Annotated in this window: 19 protein-coding genes; 2 read left to right on the forward strand and 17 right to left on the reverse strand. The window is 66.0% G+C overall.

Going from position 1 to position 22719, the window contains the following annotated elements:
* Positions 1 to 744: 744 nt before the first annotated feature.
* On the forward strand, positions 745 to 1713 hold the full coding sequence (locus ABID37_RS06365; RefSeq protein ID WP_354193333.1) for a LysR family transcriptional regulator: 969 nt from the start codon (positions 745 to 747) through the stop codon (positions 1711 to 1713).
* Here ABID37_RS06365 and ABID37_RS06370 read toward each other — a convergent pair.
* The 16 genes from ABID37_RS06370 to otsB all read right to left on the reverse strand — a co-directional run bounded on the left by ABID37_RS06370 (position 1707) and on the right by otsB (position 18152).
* On the reverse strand, positions 1707 to 1994 hold the full coding sequence (locus ABID37_RS06370) for a DUF2274 domain-containing protein (protein ID WP_354193334.1): 288 nt from the start codon (positions 1992 to 1994) through the stop codon (positions 1707 to 1709). The two genes, ABID37_RS06365 and ABID37_RS06370, sit on opposite strands and share 7 nt — an antisense overlap.
* Complete coding sequence (locus ABID37_RS06375; protein WP_435521539.1) at positions 1994 to 3169, reverse strand: TraB/TrbI/VirB10 family type IV secretion system protein; 1176 nt, start codon at positions 3167 to 3169, stop codon at positions 1994 to 1996. The genes ABID37_RS06370 and ABID37_RS06375 overlap by 1 nt, the downstream gene beginning before the upstream one ends.
* On the reverse strand, positions 3166 to 4113 hold the full coding sequence (gene trbG, locus ABID37_RS06380) for a P-type conjugative transfer protein TrbG (protein ID WP_354193557.1): 948 nt from the start codon (positions 4111 to 4113) through the stop codon (positions 3166 to 3168). Before trbG ends, ABID37_RS06375 begins: the two co-directional genes overlap by 4 nt.
* An 83-nt stretch (positions 4114 to 4196) precedes the next feature.
* Positions 4197 to 4886 carry a conjugal transfer protein TrbF gene (trbF, locus tag ABID37_RS06385; RefSeq protein ID WP_354193336.1) on the reverse strand — a complete coding sequence of 230 codons (690 nt, stop codon included), beginning with the start codon at positions 4884 to 4886 and terminating at the stop codon, positions 4197 to 4199.
* Positions 4883 to 6241: a P-type conjugative transfer protein TrbL gene (gene trbL / locus ABID37_RS06390; RefSeq protein ID WP_354193337.1), complete on the reverse strand. Its 1359-nt coding sequence runs from the start codon at positions 6239 to 6241 to the stop codon at positions 4883 to 4885. Before trbL ends, trbF begins: the two co-directional genes overlap by 4 nt.
* A 3-nt stretch (positions 6242 to 6244) precedes the next feature.
* Positions 6245 to 6532: a putative entry exclusion protein TrbK-alt gene (gene trbK-alt, locus ABID37_RS06395; protein ID WP_354193339.1), complete on the reverse strand. Its 288-nt coding sequence runs from the start codon at positions 6530 to 6532 to the stop codon at positions 6245 to 6247.
* Positions 6533 to 6552: 20 nt separating this feature from the next.
* On the reverse strand, positions 6553 to 7329 hold the full coding sequence (trbJ, locus tag ABID37_RS06400; RefSeq protein ID WP_354193341.1) for a P-type conjugative transfer protein TrbJ: 777 nt from the start codon (positions 7327 to 7329) through the stop codon (positions 6553 to 6555).
* A complete protein-coding gene (trbE, locus tag ABID37_RS06405) occupies positions 7326 to 9851 on the reverse strand; it encodes a conjugal transfer protein TrbE (RefSeq protein WP_354193343.1) in 2526 nt (841 codons plus the stop codon). The genes trbJ and trbE overlap by 4 nt, the downstream gene beginning before the upstream one ends.
* Positions 9852 to 9861: 10 nt before the next feature.
* On the reverse strand, positions 9862 to 10143 hold the full coding sequence (locus ABID37_RS06410) for a VirB3 family type IV secretion system protein (RefSeq protein ID WP_354151875.1): 282 nt from the start codon (positions 10141 to 10143) through the stop codon (positions 9862 to 9864).
* Positions 10143 to 10472: a TrbC/VirB2 family type IV secretion system protein gene (locus ABID37_RS06415; protein ID WP_009452106.1), complete on the reverse strand. Its 330-nt coding sequence runs from the start codon at positions 10470 to 10472 to the stop codon at positions 10143 to 10145. Before ABID37_RS06415 ends, ABID37_RS06410 begins: the two co-directional genes overlap by 1 nt.
* A complete protein-coding gene (trbB, locus tag ABID37_RS06420; protein ID WP_354193345.1) occupies positions 10469 to 11467 on the reverse strand; it encodes a P-type conjugative transfer ATPase TrbB in 999 nt (332 codons plus the stop codon). The genes ABID37_RS06415 and trbB overlap by 4 nt, the downstream gene beginning before the upstream one ends.
* A gap of 273 nt (positions 11468 to 11740) precedes the next feature.
* Positions 11741 to 13039, reverse strand: coding sequence for a tyrosine-type recombinase/integrase (locus ABID37_RS06425; RefSeq protein ID WP_354193347.1), 1299 nt, complete (start codon positions 13037 to 13039; stop codon positions 11741 to 11743).
* Between the two features lie 514 nt (positions 13040 to 13553).
* The gene (locus tag ABID37_RS06430; protein ID WP_354193348.1) at positions 13554 to 14114 is read right to left on the reverse strand and encodes a GNAT family N-acetyltransferase; all 561 of its coding nucleotides are present in this window, start codon (positions 14112 to 14114) and stop codon (positions 13554 to 13556) included.
* 107 nt (positions 14115 to 14221) lie between these two features.
* On the reverse strand, positions 14222 to 15589 hold the full coding sequence (gene otsA / locus ABID37_RS06435) for an alpha,alpha-trehalose-phosphate synthase (UDP-forming) (RefSeq protein WP_354193350.1): 1368 nt from the start codon (positions 15587 to 15589) through the stop codon (positions 14222 to 14224).
* Entirely contained in the window at positions 15586 to 17385 is a 1800-nt protein-coding gene (locus tag ABID37_RS06440) for a glycoside hydrolase family 15 protein (protein ID WP_354193351.1), read from the reverse strand. The genes otsA and ABID37_RS06440 overlap by 4 nt, the downstream gene beginning before the upstream one ends.
* Positions 17382 to 18152, reverse strand: coding sequence for a trehalose-phosphatase (gene otsB / locus ABID37_RS06445; protein WP_354193353.1), 771 nt, complete (start codon positions 18150 to 18152; stop codon positions 17382 to 17384). Before otsB ends, ABID37_RS06440 begins: the two co-directional genes overlap by 4 nt.
* Before the next feature lie 254 nt (positions 18153 to 18406).
* On the opposite strand from otsB, the gene ABID37_RS06450 reads away from it, so the two are divergent.
* Complete coding sequence (locus tag ABID37_RS06450; protein WP_354193354.1) at positions 18407 to 18625, forward strand: hypothetical protein; 219 nt, start codon at positions 18407 to 18409, stop codon at positions 18623 to 18625.
* Positions 18626 to 18683: 58 nt separating this feature from the next.
* Here ABID37_RS06450 and metH read toward each other — a convergent pair whose 3' ends face one another.
* Positions 18684 to 22493, reverse strand: coding sequence for a methionine synthase (metH, locus tag ABID37_RS06455; RefSeq protein ID WP_354193356.1), 3810 nt, complete (start codon positions 22491 to 22493; stop codon positions 18684 to 18686).
* Positions 22494 to 22719 lie beyond the last annotated feature (226 nt).

Raw genomic sequence — 22719 nt, forward strand, 5'->3', positions numbered from 1 at the left:
AGCTTCGCTCCCCCGAAGCTTTCGCAAGGCCCGCGTCTCACATCTGTCTGAATCCGGTCCGTGCGCTTATCGTTAAGTCAACCGGAACTCGCGATGTTGGCCATCAATCCCTCGGCCGGTGCGAACGAACAGCCGATCATAGCTGCCTCATCTATAAACGCGCTTCGCGTGATCGAAAGGAATGCGTTCTACAGTTCCTGCAAGCGCGTGTTTGAATCGGCACTTGCCCGCAGACCGGTGATCGTGTCGTTGAATAGGTGCAGTGTGTGGGCAGATGTCGCGACGGCTTCGGGTAGCTCTGGGCCGGTCCAAAACGGTCGATCTCAGGACCAGACCGGCTCCCCGCGTCCGCTTCTATCCCGATCGCGACGACAGGTTCTATGCGATGGCGGACGGCATATTCACGGTCGAGAGCGTGCTACGAAGTGACACCAACAACTTAACCATAACCGTCAGTGCCAACAGGCGACAAAGGGTCAAACAAGAGGGGTCAAACAAGAGAAACAATCACCTGCAATCTGAATTATGTGCTTGAGTTTATTTCAGATTCTGTCCTATACATAATCGTCGACAGGGGTATAGAGGTGTCTCCTTAAGATAAAACGTGTCGGGCGGCCGTGTTATTGCTGGCTCAACAGGCAATATGTTGCTCGACCGCCACATTGCACCACAGCCCTAACTATGCCCGCAAGGAGGAGCCAGCCGAAGCCGTATCGCCACTCTTGATAAGGAGGCATATTGGCGATGGACGGAACGAACCCGCCGCTTTGGGAGCGTCCTGTACGCTGGCAGGCGGAAGGACTCCCATTTGACATGAGGGCGCTGCGTTATGTGCTGGCAGCGGCCGAGCAGATGAGCTTTTCCGGTGCGGCCTCCGCTCTCGGCATGAAGGCGTCCAGCGTCAGCCGCGGTGTGCGCGACTTTGAGGACGAGCTTGGCATTTCACTGTTTGAGCGCACAACGTCAGGTGTCCGGCTCACCGATGCCGGCAGTCGGTTCCTCCACGACATCATCCCGGTGCTCCAGATGGCCGAGGCAGTCCTCCAGCGCGCCAGCGCGGCGGGCCGGGTCGAGGAAGGCACGGTGCGGATCGGTATCATCACGACGCTCGCCGGTGGCTTCCTGCGCGAGCTGATCACCTCCTACCGCCACCGCCATCCTGGCGTTAAGCTCGACATCCAGGATGGTGGACGGCGCGAGCATCTGCGCGCAATCCGGGCGCGACAGATCGACATCGCGTTCTTGACCGGCAATGTCCCGGTCGCAGGCTGCGACGTCGAGGAGTTCTGGCGCGAACGGGTGCACGTGGCGATGGCGGTCAATCATCCGCTGGCGAGCAGCAATGCGTTGGACTGGCCGCAATTGCACGATGAGCGATTCATCGTCTCGACCATGGAGCCGGGGCCGGAGGTGCAAGACTATATCGTGCGGCGCGTCGCGGACTACAGCACCTATCCGAATGTGACCGCCCGCCATGTGACGGTGGAAACATTGATGCACATGGTCGCTATCGGTGAAGGCATAACACCGGTCTCGGAGGGCTGGGCCAGCATGGTCTATCCAGACCTCGTGCTGCGCCCGCTGACGGCGGCCGAGGACATCGTTCCGTTCAGCGCGGTGTGGTCGCCCTCAAGCGACAATCCGGCGCTACGCCGCTTCCTGAGCTTCGCGCGTGATCTGGCAGCACGTCAGCCTGCGCGCCGGCGTCAATGATCGGTCGCGGCCGGGTTCGGCCTTGCGTCGCCGCCGGTCCGCCCGGAAGCGCTCGCTCGGGATTTCGCGGCGAGCTTCGATTTGCGACTGCGCCACCCGCGATCGGATCGCAGGAAAGCTTCGAGCATATGCGGGATCAGCGTGGCGGCGTCGACCTCCCCATAGAGGCGACCGTATTCGGCCGCGTAGAGGTCGAGTTCCTCCTTCAACGGCTCCGGCATCGGTACCGTCATGCGGACGATGCCGAGCCTGGGCAGCGGGCCAAGCTTGAGATTGCTCATCAGTGGGCTCCGTATAGCTCGAGGATCAGATCGCGGGCGACAATCACGCGGACCGGGAAGCCCGGCCTTATGGTGAGCGTCGGGGCGACCTGAAGCTGCCGCTGGACGATCTGCTGGCCGGCCTGGTTCACGGTGTCTTGCGCCCCGTCGCGTATGGCGCGGACCAAGCGGTCCTCATCGCTTGTCGCCAGCTCCGCGCCGACGGCGAGCAGCGTCGAGAGTCCCGCCGCCTTCATCAAATCCCACCAGTGGTAGTCGACTCCGTCTTCGAGCCCCGCATAGCCCGATGCATCGGCGCCGCGCTGGCGCTCCAGCACGATCGACCGGCCATTGGGCAGGATGAGGCGATTCCAGATGAGGAGGACACGGCGTTGGCCGAAGGTGACGCCGGCGTCGTATTCGCCGATAAGGCGGCTTCCCTGTGGGATGAGCAGGAGCGCGCCGGTTGGGCTGTCATAGACGTTCTGCGTCACCTGGGCGGTGATCTGCCCCGGCAAATCCGAACGAATGCCGGTAATTAGCGCGGCCGGGATCACCGCGCCGGCCTGAAGGATATAGGGCGAGGCCGGCGCCATGACGCGATCGGGTGCGACGGTGCGCCGATCCACCTCGGCGTTGAGGAAGGAAAGGTGCCAGTCCTGCGTTCCAGCGCCGGTTAGCCCGGTCAAGCCGGGGACCGACGGGATCGAGGGAGAACCTGTATTCTGGCCTGCCCGGATCTGGAAGAAGATCTCGCTGGTGCGGGCCGCTTCCGTCTCGGCGAGGCGGCGCTGCTCCTCTGGATCGGCTGCGGGGACCGGCATCGGCGTCGCAGGAATCGGCTGGCCTTCCTCGCGGGCGCGCAGCACCGGGCCGCCGAGATCGCCCGGCAACGGCGGGCCGAGGACCGGCACGTCGCCATAGCTGCCGGGAAGTCCCTGCAAGCCATCGGCCGCCTGCCGGCGATCCGTGGAAATCAGCTCCTCGGGCTGGCCGCCACGATCGACGCCCTGAAGCGCATAGATCAACGCGCCACCGATGCCGATGCCGGCGACCAGGCCAGCACCCATGAGAACCTTGCGTGATATGCGCGTGACGCGCGGCGCATCGGCGCGCAGGCGCATCGAGCCCGCCCTGTCGCCGGCCGCCCCGGCCAGCTCCACGCCTTCCTCTTTCCGGCCCTCGGTTTCGCTCATGACGGCGATCCTCCCGTCTCGGTCGTTTTGTTTGAAGTCGCCGCCGCGGTCTGACCGGGTTGCACCCGGACGATGCGAACGGTCTGCTGCCGGTTGCCGGAACCAAGGCGCAGCTCGGCCGCGCCGAAGAGGCGATCGACGATGAGCACGTTCTGGTGAATGCGGCTGTTGACGATTTCGGGTTCGCCGCCCGAGCCGATGACGAACAGCGGCGGCATCTCGCCCTGCACGATGCCGCGCGGGAACACCACGTAAACGCGCCGGCCGTCGTCGAAGACGGTGATCGGCCGCCAGGGCGGATTGTCGCCGGTGAGCCCGTAGCGGTAGTTGCGCGCGGATTCGGCCGGGATGATCGGAGCGGCCGGTGCGGTCACGCGCTGGCTTGCAGGCGGCGCGGGATAGGCCCAGGCTATCGCCGGCATCCACGTCTCCTCGCTCGCACGCAGCTCGATGAGATAGGTGCGGCGATCCGTGGTGATGACGAGGTTGGTCGAGATGCCGGCGCGGGTCGGCTTGACCAGCACATGAACGCGGCGTGTCGTGCCGGAGCCGCTTTCCGTGTCGCCGATGATCCATCTTGTCGTGTCGCCGGCCGCGATCGGACCGGCGCCGGTCAGGCCCTCGCCGGGTTCGAGCGCGATGGTGGTGATCTGCCCGACGGCGGCATAGGCCTGAAACAGCGCGCCCTCGGACCACGGATAGATCTGGATTGCGTTGTAGTAACCCTCCCGGCGCGGCTCGACGCGCGCGGCCGCATTGGCATTGCCGACGCGGCCCTCCGGGGTGATGGCCGCCGCGCCGCCGCGCGCGACTGTCCAGCCGGGCGGCGTGTGCAGCGGCCGGGGCGTGCCGTCGGTCACGGCGGTCCTGACGACGGGAAGCTCCGGCACATCGGCATCATAGCTGAATTGCGGCGTTCGGTTGGTAGCGCAGCCGGCGAGCATGGTGGTCGACAGCAAAGCCGCCACTACGGATTTACGGAGGGACGTAGTCCTGCAGCCAGATTGCCGCCAAATCTGTGGCTCGATCATTGACTCATCTCCCGCGACCAGGAGATCGCGTTCACATAGATTCCAAGGGGATTGGCGCGCAGGCGCTCGGCGGTGCGCGGCTGCTGAATGACGATGGTGAGGATCGCGCTCCAACGCTCGGTGCGGGAGAGCTGGCCGTTCTGGTAGTGCTGTTCGGTCCAGGCGACGCGGAAGGAGTCCGGCGATGCCCGGATCACGCTGGAGACCTCGACCGAGACCTGTTCGCGGCCGACGCGGGTGAAGGGATCGTTAGACCTCGCATATTCGTTCAACGCCACAGCACCCCTGTCCGTGGTGAACTCGTAGGCGCGCAGCCATGCCTGCCGCAGAACGATGGGGTCCGACGGCAGGCCCCGGACCTGCTCGATGAAGCGGGCGAGGTGCCAGGCCACTTGCGGGTCGGTCGGCCGATAGTCAGCGACGGTGGGCTCGATGGTGCGGGTCTCGCCATGTCGGTCGATCTCGACGACCCAGGGGACAACGGTGCCGCGGGCGGATTGCCAGACCAGCGCCGAGGCGAAGCCGGCCGACAGTATCAGGCAGCTGAAGGCCATATAGCGCCAGTTGCGGGCCTGAACGCGGGCCGAGCCGATGCGCTCGTCCCAGATTTGGGCTGCCTTCTGATAGGGTGTGACGGGTTCGGGCGTCTTGCCATAGTGGGTGGTGGGGCGTTTGAAGATGTTCATGTGCGGTCGCTTTCGGAAAGGCTGATGGAGGAGCCGCCGCCATGGCTGTCGCCGGATCGGATGGCATGGCCGGCGGCAGAGACCCCCTGGCTCATGGCCTGGCTGCGGCGCATGCGCTGCGCCCAGGCGGGCGGACCGTCGGCAGAGGGCGCGCTTGCAGGCGTTGGCGAGACGTCGCCGCCGATCGTGCCCATTGTCGAGCCGCCACCGGTCGTCTCGAAACCGCCCTTGATGCCGGCCGTGTGGCTGGATTTGAGGCTTTCGGCGGCACGGGAGGCGGCGCGTTTCAGAGGGGAGATCGCGGCGGCACCACCGGCACGGGCAACGCCGCCGAGACCGGCCGCGACGCCGGATGCGCCGGACTCGCCCATGGCTCCGAGGGTGTAGGCGGAGGAGGCCGCGCCGGCGGCCGATGCGCCGCCGCACGCCAGGGCAGCACCGCTGGAAAGCGCGGCGGCACCGCCTCGCGCTGCCAGCATGGTGGCACCACCGGCCGCGATCGCCGCACCACCGACGGCAAGGCCGGTGCCGACGGCAGCGCCGGCGCTGAGCTGCGGGCCGCCGGAGACGAGGCCGGTGGCGATGCCGGGTCCGAAGATGCCGAGGCCGAGAAGGGAAAGAGCGGCCAGCACGATGGCCATGGCGTCATCAATGGTCGGGGTCGCGCCACCGAAGCCGGCGGTGAACTGGCCGAACAGGGTCGAGCCGATACCGATGATGACCGCGAGAACCAGCACCTTGATGCCGGAGGAGACGACATTGCCCAGGACGCGCTCGGCCATGAAGGCGGATTTGCCCCAGAGGCCGAAGGGGATGAGGACGAAGCCTGCCAAGGTGGTCAATTTGAACTCAATGAGGGTCACAAAGAGCTGCACGGCGAGGATGAAGAAGGCGAGGATCACCAGCGCCCAGGCGAAGAACAGGCAAAGGATCTGGACGAGGTTCTCGAACACCGCGATCCAGCCCATGAGATCGGAGATAGATTCGAGCAGCGGCCGGCCGGCATCGAGGCCGGTCTGGGCGACGCGGCCGGGACGCAGGAGGTCGGCGGTCGAGAAGCCGGTGCCGGAGGCCAGGAGGCCGAGGCCGGCGAAGCTCTCGAAGACGATGCGGGCGAGATTGTTCCAGTTGGAAATGATGTAGGCGAAAACGCCGACGAACAGCGTCTTCTTCACGAGACGGGCGATGATGTCGTCGTCGGCACCCCAGGTCCAGAACAGGGCGGCCAAGGTGACGTCGATCACGATCAAGGTGGTGGCGATGAACGCCACTTCACCGCCGAGCAAGCCGAATCCGCTGTCGATGTAGCTGGTGAAGATGCCGAGGAAATTGTCGATAACGCCGGTGCCGCCCATGGCTCATCGTCCTTCGTTCGAGGCGGGGGTTTCAGGTGCGGGCGAGCGGCCGAGGAAGCGGTGGCGGGTTTCGGCCCAGACGCGCAGGCAGGTGGCGTCGTTGGCGGCGGCTTCGCCCAGCTCCTGGCATCGCCGCTGCTCCAGACGCAGCGGATCGGAGGCCGGCTGGAGCACCGGAACGGTCGGTACAGGCCCGGCTGTTTCCTCGCGGGTCATTTCGATGATCGTCGCCGTGATGGCGACGGCTATGAATATGATGGCCGCGATCCGGGCCAGCACCCTGCCGTCCATGATGTCCCCCTTCCGGCCCGTCAGTTATTGAACATGCTTGCGTTGCCGGGCTGGTATCCTGACCCGGGGCTGAGGAACCGCTCGCGCTGGATGCGGCCCTGCTCGGCGGCCGTGGCGCGCTCGGCTTCCGAGAGGGCGTCCGCCCGGCCATTGGCCGAGATCACGGCGATGAGGTCGGAGAGCTGTTGGCTTTGCAGGGCGAGGAGCTGGTTGCCGGCCTGGGTGGCTTGAAGCGCGCCGGTAGCGCCCTGGCTTTCGCCGACCAGCGCGGACATCTCGGCGCGGTTCGTGTCGATATTGCCGACGACGCCGGCCTGGACACGCATCGCGTCCTGCAAGCCGCCCACGGTATTTTCCCAGCGGCCGCGCGCGTCCGCGATCATTTGCGCGTCAGTCGAGGACGGGGACAGATTCCCGTAGTCCTGCTGGAACATGCTGTCGATCGACTGCACGTCGAAGGCGATGTTCTGGGCCTGACCGAGAAGCTGCTGGGTGCGCTGCACGTTCTGCTGAAGCGTCTGAAGCGAGCTGAAGGGCAGGCTCGCCAGGTTCTTCGCCTGATTGATGAGCATCTGCGCCTCGTTCTGGAGCGAGGTGATCTGATTGTTGATCTGCTCGAGGGTTCGCGCCGCCGTCAGAAGGTTCTCGGCGTGGTTGGTCGGGTCGTAAACGATGCGGCCAAAGCCGAAGAGGGCGTGGGCCGGCGTGATGAACACCGACGAAAGCGCCGTCGGCGCGGCGAGCGTGAGCGCAAGCAGCGAAGTGCCCACGAGACGAGGGAAACGGTGGCGGGTCATGGCATGATCTCCTGTGGGTCGAGTTCGAGGGCTTCGGCGAGGTCGAGGACCGGCGCTGGCTCCTGCGGCGCGGTCGCCTGCCGATCGGGCGCGACGGCGATGTTGGTGAGGTTGGGAATTAGATTGGCCGCCCATTCGACGCCGCGCGCCTTGAGCCACGCGGCGAGGAAGCCGTCGCGGCCATGCTCGGCGAGGATGTCGGCGATCAATGCCTGGTCGGACTTGGAGGACGCCGCGCAGAGCGCGAGGCCCACTTCGGACAGGCCCAGCTCGAACAGCCGGTTTCCCCGCCGGCTCTGGCAGTAGTAGTCCCGCTTCGGGATGGCGCGGGCGAGAATCTCGATCTGCCGGTCGTTCAGGCCGAAGCGCCTGTAGATGGCGGTGATCTGCGGCTCGACGGCGCGGTCGTTGGGCAGGAGCAGCCGGGTCGGGCAGCTTTCGATGATCGCCGGCGCGATCGTGCTCTTTTCGAGCTGGGCGAGCGACTGCGTGGCGAAGACGACGGATGCGTTCTTCTTCCGAAGCGTCACCAGCCATTCGGCGAGTTGCTTGGAAAAAGCCGGATCGCCGAGCGCCAGCCAGCCCTCGTCGATGATAATCATCGTCGGGCGACCGTCGAGGCGGTCGGCGATCCGGTGGAACAGATAGGCGAGGACCGCGGGTGCTGCCCCGGTGTCGAGCAGCCCCTCGGTCTCGAGGGCCACGACCGAAGCGTTGCCGAGGTTTTCTGCCTCCGCGTCGAGCAACCGCCCATAGGGGCCGCCGACGCAATAGGGCTGGATGGCGAGCTTGAGATCGTTGGACTGGAGCAGCACCGACAGGCCGGTGATGGTCCGCTCCTCGATCGGGGCCGACGCGAGCGAGGACAGCGCCGTCCAGATATGCTCTTTGGCTTCGGGCGTGATCGTGACGCCCTCGCGTTGGAGGATCGCCACGATCCAGTCGGCGGCCCAAGCGCGGTCCTGCGTCTGCTCGATGCGGGCGAGCGGCTGGAGGGAGACCGAGCCGTCGGCGCTCTCGGTCAGCCGGCCGCCGAGGTCGTGCCAGTCGCCGCCCATCGCCAAAGTGGCGGCCCTGATGGAACCCCCGAAATCGAACGCGAAGATTTGAGATCCCGCATAGCGGCGGAATTGCAGCGCCATGAGCGCAAGCAGCACGCTCTTGCCGGCGCCGGTCGGGCCGACCATGAGCGTGTGGCCGACATCTCCGACGTGAAGTGAAAGCCGGAAAGGGGTCGATCCTTCGGTCCTGCCATAGAGCAGCGGGGGTGCGCCGAAGTGATCGTCCCTTTCCGGCCCCGCCCACACGGCGGACGAAGGGACCGTGTGGGCAAGGTTGAGCGTCGAAATCGGAGGCTGACGCACATTGGCGTATGCATGGCCGGGCAGCGAGCCGAGCCAGGCGTCGACGGCGTTGACCGTCTCGACCATGACGCTGAAATCGCGGGACTGAACGACCTTCTCGACCAGCCGCAGCTTCTCGTCGGCGCGGCGGGCATCCTCGTCCCAGACCGTGACGGTCGCGGTGACATAGGCGATGCCGGCCACGTCCGCGCCGAGTTCCTGTAGGGCCATGTCGGCGTCGAGCGCCTTGTTTGCGGCATCGGTGTCGACGAGCGCCGATTGCTCGTTCGTCATCACCTCTTTCAGAATGGCGGCGATGCTCTTGCGCTTCGCAAACCACTGGCGGCGGATTTTCGTGAGCAGCCTGGTCGCGTCGGTCTTGTCCATCAGGATCGCGCGGGTGGACCAGCGATATTGGAAGGCGAGCCGGTTGAGATCGTCCAGCAGGCCGGGCGTCGTGACGCTCGGGAATCCGGTGATGGTGAGGATGCGCAAGTGCGCGGAGCCAAGGCGCGGTTCGAGCCCGCCGGTGAGCGCCTCGTCGGCGAGCAGCGCGTCGAGATAGATCGGGGTTTCCGGCACGCGGACGCGGTGCCGTTTGGTCGAGACGGTCGAATGGAGATAGGTCAGCGTCTCAGTGTCGGTGAGCCACCAGCACTCGGGCATGAAGCCGTCAAGTAGCGCCAGCACGCGGTCGGTGCGGTCCACGAAGCCGCGCACCAGCTCCCAGGGATTGACGCCGGAGGTCTCGCGGCCTTCGTAGAGCCAGCTTTCGGCGCGGGCAGCGTCCTCTGCCGGCGGCAGCCATAGGAAAGTCAGGTAGTATTCCGAGACGAAGTGGCTGCCTTCCTCCTCGAAGTCTGCCTTGCGCTCGGCATCGACCAGCGCCGAGGCCGGGTCGGGAAACACGTCGTTCGGATAGGTGCCGGCCTCGGACCGCTGCGCCTCGACGAAGAGACACCAGCCGGAGCCGAGACGGCGGAAGGAATTGTTGAGGCGGGCGGCAACGCCGACCAATTCAGCCGCAACGGCGGAGTCGAGATCCGGCCCTCGAAACTTCGCGCTGCGCTGGAAGCTGCCATCCTTGTTCAGCACGACGCCCTGCCCCACCAGGGCCACCCAGGGCAGGTAGTCGGCGAGGCGCGATGCGGTACGGCGATATTCTGCGAGGTTCATCATCGCGTGCGCCTCACACCGAGAGGTGGCCAGGCACACGCAGGTGCCGGCGTGCGACCTCGACGAAGAGGGGATCGCGCTTCGCCGCCCAGACGGCCGCAAGATGGCCGATCGCCCAGATCAGGATGCCGGCGAGCCAGAGCTGGAGGCCGAGGCCCACGGCCCCGGCGAGCGTGCCGTTGAGGATCGCCACCGAGCGCGGCGCGCCGCCGAGCAGGATAGGTTCGCTGAGGGCGCGATGAACCGGGGCGGTGAACCCCGGCACGGCATCGAGTTGTTCGAGGACGGCCGCCATCAGATCACCGCCCCGCCGCCGAACGAGAAGAAGGACAGGAAGAAGGAGCTGGCCGCGAAGGCGATCGAGATGCCGAAGACGATCTGAATCAGGCGCCGGAAGCCGCCGCCGGTATCGCCAAAGGCGAGCGTCAGGCCGGTGACGATAATGATGATGACGGCCACGATTTTCGCCACCGGCCCCTCGATGGATTCGAGGATCGACTGAAGTGGGGCCTCCCAGGGCATGGAGGAGCCGGAGGCCAAGGCAGGCGAGGTCAGCAGCGCGACCCAGGTGAAGGCGGCGGCGGTTGCGATGTGGCGGCGAACGCGGAAGGCGCGACGGATCATGCGGGGACTCCTGTTTGATCGGTAGGGATGGGGTCGGGAAGGGCGGGGGCGAGCCGGTAGTCGCCGTCGGCGCCGAGGCCCTCGACGCGGGCGAGGTCGGCAAGCCGGCGCGCGGAGCCGCGGCCGGAGAGGACGGCAACGAGGTCGATGGTCTCGGCGATCATCGCGCGCGGGACCGTGACCACGGCCTCCTGGATGAGCTGCTCGAGACGGCGCAGCGCGCCGATGGCCGAGCCGGCATGGATCGTGCCGACGCCGCCGGGATGGCCGGTTCCCCAGGCTTTCAGGAGGTCGAGCGCCTCGGCGCCGCGGACCTCGCCGATCGGGATGCGGTCGGGGCGCAGGCGCAGCGAGGAGTGCACGAGATCCGAGAGCGTCGCCACGCCGTCCTTCGTCCTCATGGCGACGAGGTTCGGCGCTGCGCATTGCAGCTCGCGCGTGTCCTCGATGATGATCACGCGGTCCTGCGTCTTGGCGACTTCCGCCAGCAGCGCATTGGTGAGCGTGGTCTTGCCAGTGGAGGTGCCGCCCGCCACCAAAATATTGGCGCGGGATGCGACGGCCTTGCGCAGCGCGGCGGCATGGGCCTCGGCCATGATCCCGGCGGCGACATAATCGTCGAGGGTGAAGACGGCGACCGCCGGCTTGCGGATGGCGAAGGTCGGCGACGTGACAACGGGAGGAAGGAGACCCTCGAACCGCTCGCCGCTCTCAGGCAGCTCGGCCGAGACGCGGGGCGCGCGGGCATGCACCTCGGCCCCGACGTGATGGGCCACCAGGCGGACGATGCGCTCACCGTCTTCCGGGGTCAGCTTTTCGCCGGTGTCTTCCAGCCCGCCGACGAGGCGATCCACCCAGATGCGCCCATCGGGGTTCAGCATCACCTCGACGATGGAGGGGTCGCGCAACAGGTCCGAGATGGCAGGCCCGAGCGCGGTGCGGAGCATACGCGCGCCGCGTTCCATCGTTGCCTGTTTGCGATTTTGGCCAGCCATCTCGTCCCCGTTTCCGGGGAGGAGGCGAAGGCGGTCCCCGGATGGGGATGACTAAAAGAACGGCAAAGCGGGGTAATTCAACAAGTTTCGTTCGTAGTAGTAGCGTAGCGCAGTAATACAAGAAAACGGCGGAGTTGTTCCACATGGGTGAGCCTCTGAGTGCGAATCAGCCACATTGAGGATCTGGCCACGTACCCGTTGATTCCACGGACGTTGAATACCTGCCTGCGAGCGTCCTGATAACGGCGACCATGGGGTGGGGAACCGGGCCAGTCACGCGTCGACGAACGTCCCCATGCCCTCCATATAGCGACCCCGCTTCGCCTGCTTCATGGACAGTAGTTCTCCTCCGTCGAGCAACCGAGCAATTTCCGCTGAGACCTGATCCGCAGCAATCACCAACGCGGCATCGAGATGCACATAGCGCTGTGTCACACCTCGAGGTCCATGTCCGAGCAGCCCCGAGATCGTGAGTTCGCTGAATCCGAGCGACGCCGCGATGCTCGCAAAGGTGTGACGCAGGACGTGCGGCGTCACTTTCTCCAGGCCGGCGCGAGCGCATACTCGGTCGAGTACGCGAACGACGCCAATGAAATGACCATCGCCCCAATCGGCGGGGAAGACATAGGGCGACGTGTTACGCTGCCCTTGGCTCATTAGTTCGATGATCGCGGCGTCGCCGGCCGCTCGCATCTGCGCACCGGACTTGGTGTCGGGGAAGGCCACGCAATTCTCGTCCGGCTCGACCCACTCCTTTCGCATAGCCAGCACTTCCATGCGCCGGAAGCCTGTCAGCAGCATAACACGGATGGCCGCAAGCGCTGTCGGATGCTCGCCTTCGCGCTCCATCTGCTTCATGATCTTTCCGAGGTGCCGGACCTCGCCGGCGCTCAGACGCCGCTTCAGCTTGTTCGAGGCTATGACCCGGACGCCGTTCGCAGGGCTGTGTTCGATGATGCCTAGCCTGCGTGCATGATTGAGGAGGCTGCGTAGCGTGCTGATCGCGCGTCCGGCCACGCCCGCGCCGCCCGAAGTCTGTCCACCACGCCCGGACCGACGCTTCCGCGCCGACCTGCCAGCGGCGATGTCCGCTTGGAGGCGCTCAATGTCGGCCAGTTTCAGATGGGCGACAACGCGCGTTCCGATTAACGGCTTGATATGTTGCTCGATACGGCTACGATCGCCCGACACCGACGACGGCTTAATGGGGCGCCGGTTCCTGCCAAGCAGACGGCCGGCTTCCGCTTCTTCGAGATACCAGTCGCAGACCTCGGCCACAGTCATCCCCTCGCGAGCGGCCCGGCGCTCCTGCGACGGATCGGCGCCATCGATCACCGATGCCAGCTTCTTCTTGGCAAGATCGCGGGCGGTTTCGACCGTGAGGACGCCATATTGCCCGATTACGAACCGGCGTGTGCGGCGTTCCTCGTTCCGATATTGGATGATGAAGGTCTTCGTCCCGGACGGCTTCGTCCGCACGCCGAATCCACGCACCTCTGTATCCCACACGAACCCGTCGCGGTCGGGATCGCGCTCCAGCGCGTCGACGAGTCTTTTTGTAAGTTTCGGCATTTGTCACTCCTGTGAATTCTACCTTCCTTCTGTTCATTCGATCGCTACGGAGGAGGCGCGCGAGACCAGCCAAATCTGCTTCCCCACGCAGGTGCAGCATGGCCGGGGAAGCAGGGGGGAAGCAGCAGAACGGAAATCCACGGCGTTTCCAGCGTATGGGCGCGGAAAGCAGTGTCAACGTAAGTTATTGAGGTATAGGGATTTTTCGTAGTTTTGCGGTTTAATACTTGCTGGAGCGGAAACTGCTCGGACGAGTTGCCAAGGTTGGGGTCGAGCGTTCGAATCGCTTCACCCGCTCCAATTCTCCCACATCGAAAAGCCGCGGTTTTCCGCGGCTTTCGTGTTTTCCGGCTGTTGAAATCGCAAGGCGCGGAAGCGACCTGTAAGGGCTTGGTTACACGCGGGGCATCACTTTGCGGAATCGACGCGGCGTGAAATCGTGGTGTCGCTGGGGCGCGTGAGGTCCATGCAGGGCTGGGAGTTTAACCAAGACGGGCCCCGGTTTGCTTGGGCTTCAGGGATCGCTACCCTTCCAATCGATGCGCAGCAACGTTGTGACGTGTTCGACCGTTTGCCTTCCGTCGGCCATGCAACGGCTGGAAACCTCACCTGTACGTCGATACCCCAATTTCTGCTGCATCATCCAGGAATTTTCGTTGCCGTCGAAGTAACCGTTGACCAACTTCGTCAGACCAAGTTTGCAAAAAGCGAATCGGATCTTGGCCTCAAACGCTTCGCCGCCGTAGCCGTGGCTCTGATAATGGCCGGCTATCCAGATGCCTCCCCCGGCCGTCCCGGCCTTCCAGTCGATCTTGTTGAGGCTGACCCCTCCGATCAGCGTTCGGGCAGGTTTAAGATCAACTGCAAATTCGTATGCAACCGGCCGCTCGCCGGCGTTTGAACTCGCCTGACATCTCGCGATCCAGTTTTTCGCGTCTGACGTCGAATAGGGATGAGGAACGAAAGCCAGCCACTTTGAGAGTTCGAGATCGTTCAAGCCTAGCGTGAGCTGTTCGACGTCTTCTTCTCCCCAAGGCCGAAGAGTAAGGCGCGAAGTTTCGATTTTGATGTTCACGACGTTGCAGCCTCCTTTGCCGCAGGTGCGTTCGCGGAAGATTGCCTAGCTTGAGCCGCTTCCGATACTTTCGGCCTTCGCGGCTTCTGCGTCTTCCTCAACCCCAATCACCCGCGCAGCACATCCAGAAAATCCGCGCACCAGCGCGAGATGTCGTGCTCTTCCAACCGCTTCATCATCGGGGCGAGGCGGTCGCGGCGGGCCTCGACGGGCATCGACAGGGCCTGGGCAATGGCGTTGCCGACGGCCTCGATGTCGTATGGGTTGACGAGGATGGCGCCGTCGAGCTCGCGCGCGGCGCCGGCGAAGCGCGACAGCACCAGCACGCCGGGGTCTTCCGGGTCCTGCGCGGCGACGAATTCCTTGGCCACCAGGTTCATGCCGTCCCTGAGCGGGGTGACGAGGCCGACGCGCGCCAGCCTGTAAAGGCCGGCCAGCACGTTCTGGCCGATGGCGCGGTTGACATAGCGGATCGGCACCCAGTCGAGCCGGCCGAGCGCGCCGTTGACCCGCCCGGCATGCTCGGCCACCTGGCGCTGCATGGCGGCATAGCCCGGCACGTCGGAGCGCGACTTCGGCGTCACCTGCAGCATGGTGGTGCGGCCGTGCCAGGCCGGATTCGCGGTCAGGAACCGCTCATAGGCGTCGATGCGGTGGGTCAGTCCCTTGGAATAGTCGAGGCGGTCGACCCCGATGATTAGGTCGCGGCCTTCGAGGCTGTCGGCGAAGCGCTTCACCGGCGCGGTGCGGACGGCCTGCCGGGCCAGACCGGCGAACTCCCGGGTGGCGATGCCGATCGGGAAGGCGCCGGCCCGGAAGCGGCGCCCATAGGCTTCCAGCCAGCCGTCGCCGGCATCGCCGCCGATGCCCTCGCGCTGCAGGCAGGAAGCGAAATTCTCCGCATCGTGCGCGGTCTGGAAGCCGACCACGTCGTAGGCGGTGAGGCTGCCGATGATCGCCTCATGGACGGGCAGGGTGAGGAAGACGTCCGGCGGCGGCCAGGGGATGTGCATGAAGAAGCCGATGCGGTTCCCGATGCCCAGCCGGCGCAGCTCCGAAGCGATCGGGATCAGGTGATAATCGTGGATCCAGATCAGGTCGTCGGGCTGGATCAGCGGCCTGAGCCGCTCGGCGAAGAAGCGGTTGACCCGGAAATAGCCGGCCATGTCCTTGCGGGCATAGTCGGTGAGGTCGAGCCGGTAATGGCACAGCGGCCATAGCACGCTGTTGGCGAAGCCGGCGTAATATTCGGACAGGTCGCGGCGCGACAGGTCGGAAAGGGCGAAGGTGATGGGCCCCTGCTCGTGGAAGTGCAGGGGGCCTGGCTCCTTGGCGCCGCTCGACTTGCCGGACCAGCCCATCCACACGCCGCCGTGCTTGTCGAGCGCAGCCTTCAGCGCCACGGCAAGGCCCCCGGCGGGCGGGCCCTTGGCGATGTCCGGCACGCGGTTCGATACGACAATGAGGCGGCTCATAACACGTCCTCCCAGCGGCGCGACAGGTGCATCGCCGCGTTGATCAGCCCCACCATCGAATAGGTCTGCGGGAAATTGCCCCATAATTCGCCGCTCTCGACATGCAATCCTTCGGAAAGCAGGCCGAGATGGTTCCTGTGCCGGAGCACATCGGCGAAGATGGCGCGGGCGTCGTCCTTGCGTCCGACGCGTGTCAGCGCGTCGATCAGCCAGAAGGTGCAGGCGGTGAACGCCGTTTCCGGCTCGCCGAAGTCGTCCGGGGCGCGGTAGCGATAGAGATGATTGCCGAAGCGCAGGCGCTTCTCGCAGGCGGCGAGCGTCGACAGGAAGCGCGGGTCCTTGGCGGGCAGGAAGCCGATCTCCGGCATCAGGAGCAGGCTGGCGTCGAGGTCCGCGCCGCCGAAGGCGGAGGTGAAGCTGTTCATGTCCTCGTTCCAGGCCCGCGCCAATATGGCGGCGCGAATGTGCTCGGCCCGCTCGCGCCAGTGCGCCGCCCGCTCGTCGAGGCCGAGTTTCAGGGCGATGCGGGCGAGCCGGTCGCAGGCCGCCCAGCACATCATCGCCGAATGGGTGTGGACGCCGTTGCGGGTGCGGAACTCCCAGATGCCGGCATCGGACTGGTCCCAGCGCCGGAAGGCCTGGTCGCCCAGCGGCTCCAGCCGGCGAAACAGCGCCTCGCCGCCCATCACCGGCAGGCGCTCGTCGAAAAAGCACTGGATGATCGACAGGATCACCGAACCGTAGCCGTCGTTCTGCACCTGCGTATAGGCGGCGTTGCCGGCGCGCACCGGGCCGTAGCCGCGATAGCCGGGCAGGGCGACGACGATCGCCTCGTCGAGCCGGCGCTCCAGCCCAAGCCCGAACAGGGGCTGGAGATAGCCGTCGGGCGAATCCACGGCGATGTTGGAGACGTAGCCGAGATAGTCCTCCATCGTCTTGGTGGCACCGAGAAGGTTGAGCGCCTTGACGGTGAAATAGGAGTCGCGCAGCCAGCAGAACCGGTAGTCCCAGGTGCGGCCGCTCTCGCCATATTCGGGGATCGAGGTGGTCAGCGCCGCGACGATGCCGCCGGTTTCCTCGTGCGAGCACAGCTTGAGGGTGATGGCGGAGCGGATCACCACGTCCTGGAAGTCGATCGGCAGCGACAGGTAGCGCACCCATTCGCACCAGTAGTTCTCCGTCTCCTCCAGGAACATGCGGGCCACGTGCACGGGCGCCTGCGTCAGCCGCTCGTCCGGGCCGAGGATGAAGGCATAGGCGCGGTCGACGAGGAAAGGGGTGCCGCGCTCGACGAACTCGACCGGCGCGTCGGTGGTCAGCCGCATCACCTGCCCGTCGAGCAGGAAGCGGATGTGATTGGTGCCGCGCGTCGTCTCGGGCGCATGGGCGCCGTAGCCGTAGCGCGGTTGCAGGCGCATCTCGACGCGCGGCGCGCCATCCAGCGGCTCGATCAGCCGCACGATGGTCTGCGGCCGGAAGATGCGGCCGGAGGCCTTGAAGCGGGGCGCGAAATCGGTGACGCGCAGCCGGTTGCCGTCGCGGTCGCTGAGCACGGTCTCGAGGATGGCGGTGTTGCGCAGATAGCGCTGCTCGCTCGCCACCTTGTTCCTGATGGTGACAGACCATTCCCCGCCTGCGTCCACGCCCTGGCCAAGCAGGCTGCAGAAGATCGGGTCGCCGTCCATGCGCGGCGCACACATCCACACGATGGATGCGTCGCGGTCGATCAGCGCGGCGGCGGAGGCGTTGCCGATGACGCCGAGATCGAGCGAGGGCGATGTCGTGCCGTTGCTCATGCCGCCACCCTCGCGATCCAGGCGCGCACCGCGGCCGGCGAGGCGGCGCGGCCCCGGGCCAGGCTCGGCCTGCCGTCGTCGCCCACCCGGACGGACAGGCCGTCCAGACCGTTGGCGGCGGCGAACATCGCCTCGTCGGTCACGTCGTCGCCGATGGCCAGGGGACGGCGCGTCCGAAACGGCTCCACGGCCATGAAAGCCGTCAGGGCGGCGCCCTTGTCGCGGCCACGGGGGCGCAGCTCGACCACCTGCTTGCCCTGTTGCAGGACCCAGCTTTCACCGACTTCGCGGGCTAGTTCCGCCATCAGCGCGCGCACCTCGCCTTCCCGGTCCGGGGCGAGGCGGTAATGGGCGGCGATGGCGGCGCCCTTGTCCTCGAAGAGGGTGCCGGGCAACAGGGCCAGCCGGTTGCGCAGCAACGCCCTGGCGCGTTCGAACGCCTCTGTCGTTTCCGGGCGCGTGATGCGTCCGGCCGCGTCACGCTGTTCGGCGCCGTGCAGGCCGCAGACGGCGATCCCGGCGGTTTCCAGAAGGCGGTCGACGGTCTCGACCGAGCGGCCCGTCACCAGCGCCAGCGCGCCGTCCAGCCGGGCGGACAGGCGCTCCAGCGCCTGCGGCAGGCCGGGCGGCACGATGACCGCCTCGGGCGTGGGGGCGATGTCGAGGAGCGTGCCGTCGATGTCGAGAAAAACCGCAAGACCGGAAATGTCTTCGGGAAGCGCGCGGATGGCCCGGGGCGCCTGTGACGATGAAATCGTGTCATGCATGATGCAAAGAATAGGCGTTCGGAGGCGTTCGACAACCCGTCGCGGCCAGATTGTGCGGGGTGAAGCAGGTTATGTACGGAATTCCGGCCGGGCTTGGGCGATGGAGCGGCAGGGTTGTTTTCCGGCCCGGCACATACCATGTGCCGGTAAGGCCATGCTCCAGCGTGGTGCTGTCGGCTGCATTCTTGCAAATGCCGGACGATCCGCCCGGCCGCAAGGTGCCCCGGCCGGCAATCAAACCGGGGAGACAGAACATGTCGATGACACGCGATGATATCCTGTCGGTTCTGGGTCCCGTCGATGAGGAACTCGTCGCCGAATTGATGACGACGGGCGCGTCGGCGGACGAGTTGCGGGAAGCCTGGGCCTGGCTCAACAGCGACGAGGCGCTGATGGGGATCGGGCGGCCCCTGCCGGGCTCCCGCGTCGGCGAGCTCATCGACCTGCTCGAACCGGCCGACGACGAGGCCTGACGCCTCGCTGCCGAGTCGGGTTTGACTTGTCGCGCCGTCGGCTGGCCGGTTTCCCGTCCTACTCCGCCGCTTCCGCCACGGGGGCGGGCATGTAGTTGAGGATCGGTCCCAGCCAGCGCTCGACTTCGGCGACGCTCATGTCCTTGCGCCTTGCATAGTCCTCGACCTGATCGCGCTCGACCTTGGCGACGCCGAAATAATAGCTTTCGGGATGCGACAGGTAGAGGCCGGAGACGGAGGAGCCCGGCCACATGGCCATGCCCTCGGTCAGGCGCACGCCGGCGCCGTTTTCCGCGTCCAGCAGCTTGAACAGCGTCACCTTCTCGGTGTGGTCGGGCTGCGCCGGATAGCCGGGGGCGGGGCGGATGCCCGCATAGGCCTCGGCGATGAGATCGTCGCCCGACAGGGCCTCATCCGCCGCATAGCCCCAGAACTCCTTGCGCACCCTCTCGTGCAGGCACTCGGCGAAGGCCTCGGCGAAGCGATCGGCCAGTGCCTTGACGAGGATCGAGGAATAGTCGTCATTGGCGCGCTCGAAGCGCTCGGCGATCGCCACTTCCTCGATGCCGGCGGTGACCACGAAGCCGCCCAGCCAGTCCGGCTTGCCGCTCTCCACCGGGGCGACGAAATCGGACAGGGCCAGATTGGGCTTGCCGTCGCGCTTGGTGAGCTGCTGACGCAGGGTGAAGAAGGTGGCGAGGTCTTGCCGGCGGTCTTCATCGGTGAACAGGCGGATGTCGTCGCCCACCGCATTGGCCGGCCAGAAGCCGATGACGGCCCGCGGCGCGAACCACTTCTCGTCGATGATCTTCTTCAGCATCGCCTGGGCGTCGTCGAAGAGCTGGCGCGCGACCGCGCCCTGCTTCTCGTCCTCGAAGATCTTCGGGTAGCGGCCCTTCAGCTCCCATGTCTGGAAGAACGGCGTCCAGTCGATATAGGAGGCCAGCTCGGCCAGATCCCAGGTCTGGAACACTTTGGTGCCGGTGAAGGCGGGCTTGGGCGGATCGTAGGATGCCCAGTCGATGCGGTGGGGATTGGCGCGCGCCCTGGCCAGCGGCAGGCGCTGCTTCTCGCGCTCGGAACGCTCATGCGCCTCGGCCACCTTGCGGTATTCGGCGCGCAACGTCTCGACATAGCCCGGCTTCATCTCCGCCGAGAGCAGGCTTCCCACCACGCCGACCGCGCGGCTGGCGTCGTTGACATGGACGGCCTGCCCGCGTTCGTAGCGCGGATGGATTTTCACCGCCGTGTGGACGCGGCTGGTGGTGGCGCCGCCGATCAGGAGAGGAATGTCGAAGCCCTCGCGCTCCATCTCGGCCGCGACATGGGCCATCTCGTCGAGCGAGGGGGTGATGAGGCCGGACAGGCCGATGATGTCCACCTTCTCGGCGCGTGCCGTCTCCAGGATCTTCGTCGCCGGCACCATGACGCCGAGGTCGATGATCTCGTAATTGTTGCAGGCCAGCACGACGCCGACGATGTTCTTGCCGATGTCGTGGACATCGCCCTTGACCGTCGCCATCAGGATCTTGCCGGCGCTCTGCCGTTCGCCGCCGCCGCCCCCGTTTTCGGCATTGGCAAGCTTTTCGGCCTCCATATAGGGCAGCAGCACCGCGACGGCCTGCTTCATCACGCGGGCCGACTTCACCACCTGCGGCAGGAACATCTTGCCCGCGCCGAAAAGGTCGCCGACGACGTTCATGCCGGCCATCAGCGGTCCCTCGATGACATGCAGCGGGCGCTCGGCGTTCTGCCGGGCCTCTTCCGTGTCCTCCTCGACGAATTCGGTGATGCCGTTGACCAGCGCGTGCTCCAGCCGCTTCTCCACCGGCCAGTCGCGCCAGGCGAGGTCCTTTTCCCTGGCTTCCTTGCCGGCCGCGCCCTTGAAGCGCTCGGCGATCTCCAGCATGCGCTCGGTGGCGGTGCCGCCGGCCTTCGGCTGGCGGTTGAGCACGACGTCCTCGCAGGCCTCGCGCAGTTCCGCGTCGATGGTGTCGTAGACGGCGAGTTGGCCGGCATTGACGATGCCCATGTCCATTCCCGCCTGGATGGCGTGGTAGAGGAACACGGCGTGCATCGCCTCGCGCACCGGCTCGTTGCCGCGGAAGGAGAAGGAGAGGTTCGAGACGCCGCCGGAAATATGGACGCGCGGCAGCGTCGCGGTGATTTCCCGCGTCGCCTCGATGAAGTCGACGCCGTAATTGTCGTGCTCCTCGATGCCGGTGGCGATGGCGAACACGTTCGGGTCGAAGATGATGTCTTCCGGCGCGAAGCCGGCAACTTCGGTGAGCAGCTTGTGGGCGCGGGTACAGATCTCGACCTTGCGCTCCTTCGTGTCGGCCTGCCCGGCCTCGTCGAAGGCCATGACCACCACCGCCGCGCCATACATGCGGCACAGCCTCGCCTGATGCAGGAAGGCGTCCTCGCCCTCCTTCATCGAGATCGAGTTGACGATGGGCTTGCCCTGCACGCATTTCAGCCCGGCCTCGATCACCTCCCATTTGGAGGAATCGATCATCACCGGCACGCGGGCGATGTCGGGCTCTGCGGCGATCAGGTTGAGATATTCCACCATCGCCTTCTTCGAATCGATCAGGCCCTCGTCCATGTTGACGTCGATGACCTGCGCGCCGTTGGCGACCTGGTCGCGGGCGACGTCGAGGGCGGCGGCATAGTCGCCGGCGGTGATCAGCTTGCGGAATTTCGCCGAGCCGGTGACGTTGGTGCGCTCGCCGACATTGACGAAGGGAATGTCCCTGGTGAGCGTGAAGGGCTCCAGCCCCGACAGCTTCATCAGCGGCTTCACCTTGGGCACTGCGCGCGGCTTGTGGCGCGCCACGGCCTCGGCGATGGCCGCGATGTGCTCCGGCGTCGAGCCGCAGCAGCCGCCCACCACGTTCACCAGCCCCTCGCGGGCGAACTCCTCGACCTGTTCGGCCATGAACTCGGGCGATTCGTCATACTGGCCGAAGGCATTGGGCAGGCCGGCGTTCGGGTAGGCGCAGGTGAAAGTGTCGGCAACGCCCGACAGCTCGGCCAGATGCGGGCGCATGGCGGCGGCGCCCAGCGCGCAGTTCAAGCCGACCGTGAACGGCCGCGCATGGCGGATGGAGTGCCAGAAGGCGGTCGGCGTCTGGCCGGACAGGGTGCGGCCGGAAAGGTCGGTGATGGTGCCGGAGATCATCACCGGCAGGTGGATGCCCTTCTCGGCGAAGATTTCCTCGCAGGCGAAGATGGCCGCCTTGGCGTTCAGCGTGTCGAAGATGGTTTCGATCAGGATGATGTCGGCGCCGCCGTCGATGAGGCCGCGCAACTGCTCGCCATAGGCGATGCGCAGGTCGTCGAAGGTGACGGCGCGGTAGCCGGGATTGTTGACGTCGGGCGACAGGGAGGCGGTGCGGTTGGTCGGTCCCAGCGCCCCGGCGACGAAGCGGCGGCGGCCGTCCTCCTGCTCGGCGCGCAAAAGGGCGCGGCGGGCAAGGCGGGCGCCGTCGCGGTTCAGCTCATAGACCATGTCCTCCATGCCGTAGTCGGCCTGGGCGATGGAAGTGGAGGAGAAGGTGTTGGTCTCGACGATGTCGGCGCCGGCCCTGGCGTAGGCGTAGTGGATGTCCTCGATGGCCTTGGGCTGGGTGAGGATCAGCAGGTCGTTGTTGCCCTGCTGGTGGCAGGCGCAGCCGGTGAAGCGGTTGCCGCGGAAATGATCCTCCCCGAAGCCGAGGCCCTGGATCTGCGTGCCCATGGCGCCGTCGAGGACAAGAATGCGTTCGCGCGCCGCGGCCTGCAACGCGGCGAGGATTTCCGCTCCGTCCCCCTTGCGGTCGAGCGGCCCGAACAGGCCATCCAGCGTTTGCGAAGTCTGCGACATTTTTTATTCCCGATGCGAAGTTTTGGAAATCGCATAAAGATATCTTTATGTCAACATATTGGTTTTCTTTTCGCGACATGGTTTCGGAAATGAAAAACCCATCCCGCCCCGAGGGGACATGGGGCGGGATGGGTGGCACGGCGCCGGATGGGCAGGAGATGGCAGGGGAGCGACACCTGCCCCGGCCGAAGTGCCGGCCGCCAGGGGGAATGGCGCGGACTTCGGC

It is taken from the genome of Aquamicrobium terrae (assembly GCF_040545735.1).
Lineage (GTDB): Bacteria > Pseudomonadota > Alphaproteobacteria > Rhizobiales > Rhizobiaceae > Mesorhizobium > Mesorhizobium terrae_A.

Coding starts and splice junctions, on each gene's coding strand:
- ABID37_RS06365 (WP_354193333.1), top strand. CDS start 745: ATGGACGGAACGAACCCGCCGCTTTGGGAGCGTCCTGTACGCTGGCAG.
- ABID37_RS06370 (WP_354193334.1), bottom strand. CDS start 1,994: ATGAGCAATCTCAAGCTTGGCCCGCTGCCCAGGCTCGGCATCGTCCGC.
- ABID37_RS06375 (WP_435521539.1), bottom strand. CDS start 3,169: ATGAGCGAAACCGAGGGCCGGAAAGAGGAAGGCGTGGAGCTGGCCGGG.
- trbG (WP_354193557.1), bottom strand. CDS start 4,113: ATGCTCGCCGGCTGCGCTACCAACCGAACGCCGCAATTCAGCTATGAT.
- trbF (WP_354193336.1), bottom strand. CDS start 4,886: ATGAACATCTTCAAACGCCCCACCACCCACTATGGCAAGACGCCCGAA.
- trbL (WP_354193337.1), bottom strand. CDS start 6,241: ATGGGCGGCACCGGCGTTATCGACAATTTCCTCGGCATCTTCACCAGC.
- trbK-alt (WP_354193339.1), bottom strand. CDS start 6,532: ATGGACGGCAGGGTGCTGGCCCGGATCGCGGCCATCATATTCATAGCC.
- trbJ (WP_354193341.1), bottom strand. CDS start 7,329: ATGACCCGCCACCGTTTCCCTCGTCTCGTGGGCACTTCGCTGCTTGCG.
- trbE (WP_354193343.1), bottom strand. CDS start 9,851: ATGATGAACCTCGCAGAATATCGCCGTACCGCATCGCGCCTCGCCGAC.
- ABID37_RS06410 (WP_354151875.1), bottom strand. CDS start 10,143: ATGGCGGCCGTCCTCGAACAACTCGATGCCGTGCCGGGGTTCACCGCC.
- ABID37_RS06415 (WP_009452106.1), bottom strand. CDS start 10,472: ATGATCCGTCGCGCCTTCCGCGTTCGCCGCCACATCGCAACCGCCGCC.
- trbB (WP_354193345.1), bottom strand. CDS start 11,467: ATGGCTGGCCAAAATCGCAAACAGGCAACGATGGAACGCGGCGCGCGT.
- ABID37_RS06425 (WP_354193347.1), bottom strand. CDS start 13,039: ATGCCGAAACTTACAAAAAGACTCGTCGACGCGCTGGAGCGCGATCCC.
- otsA (WP_354193350.1), bottom strand. CDS start 15,589: ATGAGCCGCCTCATTGTCGTATCGAACCGCGTGCCGGACATCGCCAAG.
- ABID37_RS06440 (WP_354193351.1), bottom strand. CDS start 17,385: ATGAGCAACGGCACGACATCGCCCTCGCTCGATCTCGGCGTCATCGGC.
- otsB (WP_354193353.1), bottom strand. CDS start 18,152: ATGCATGACACGATTTCATCGTCACAGGCGCCCCGGGCCATCCGCGCG.
- ABID37_RS06450 (WP_354193354.1), top strand. CDS start 18,407: ATGTCGATGACACGCGATGATATCCTGTCGGTTCTGGGTCCCGTCGAT.
- metH (WP_354193356.1), bottom strand. CDS start 22,493: ATGTCGCAGACTTCGCAAACGCTGGATGGCCTGTTCGGGCCGCTCGAC.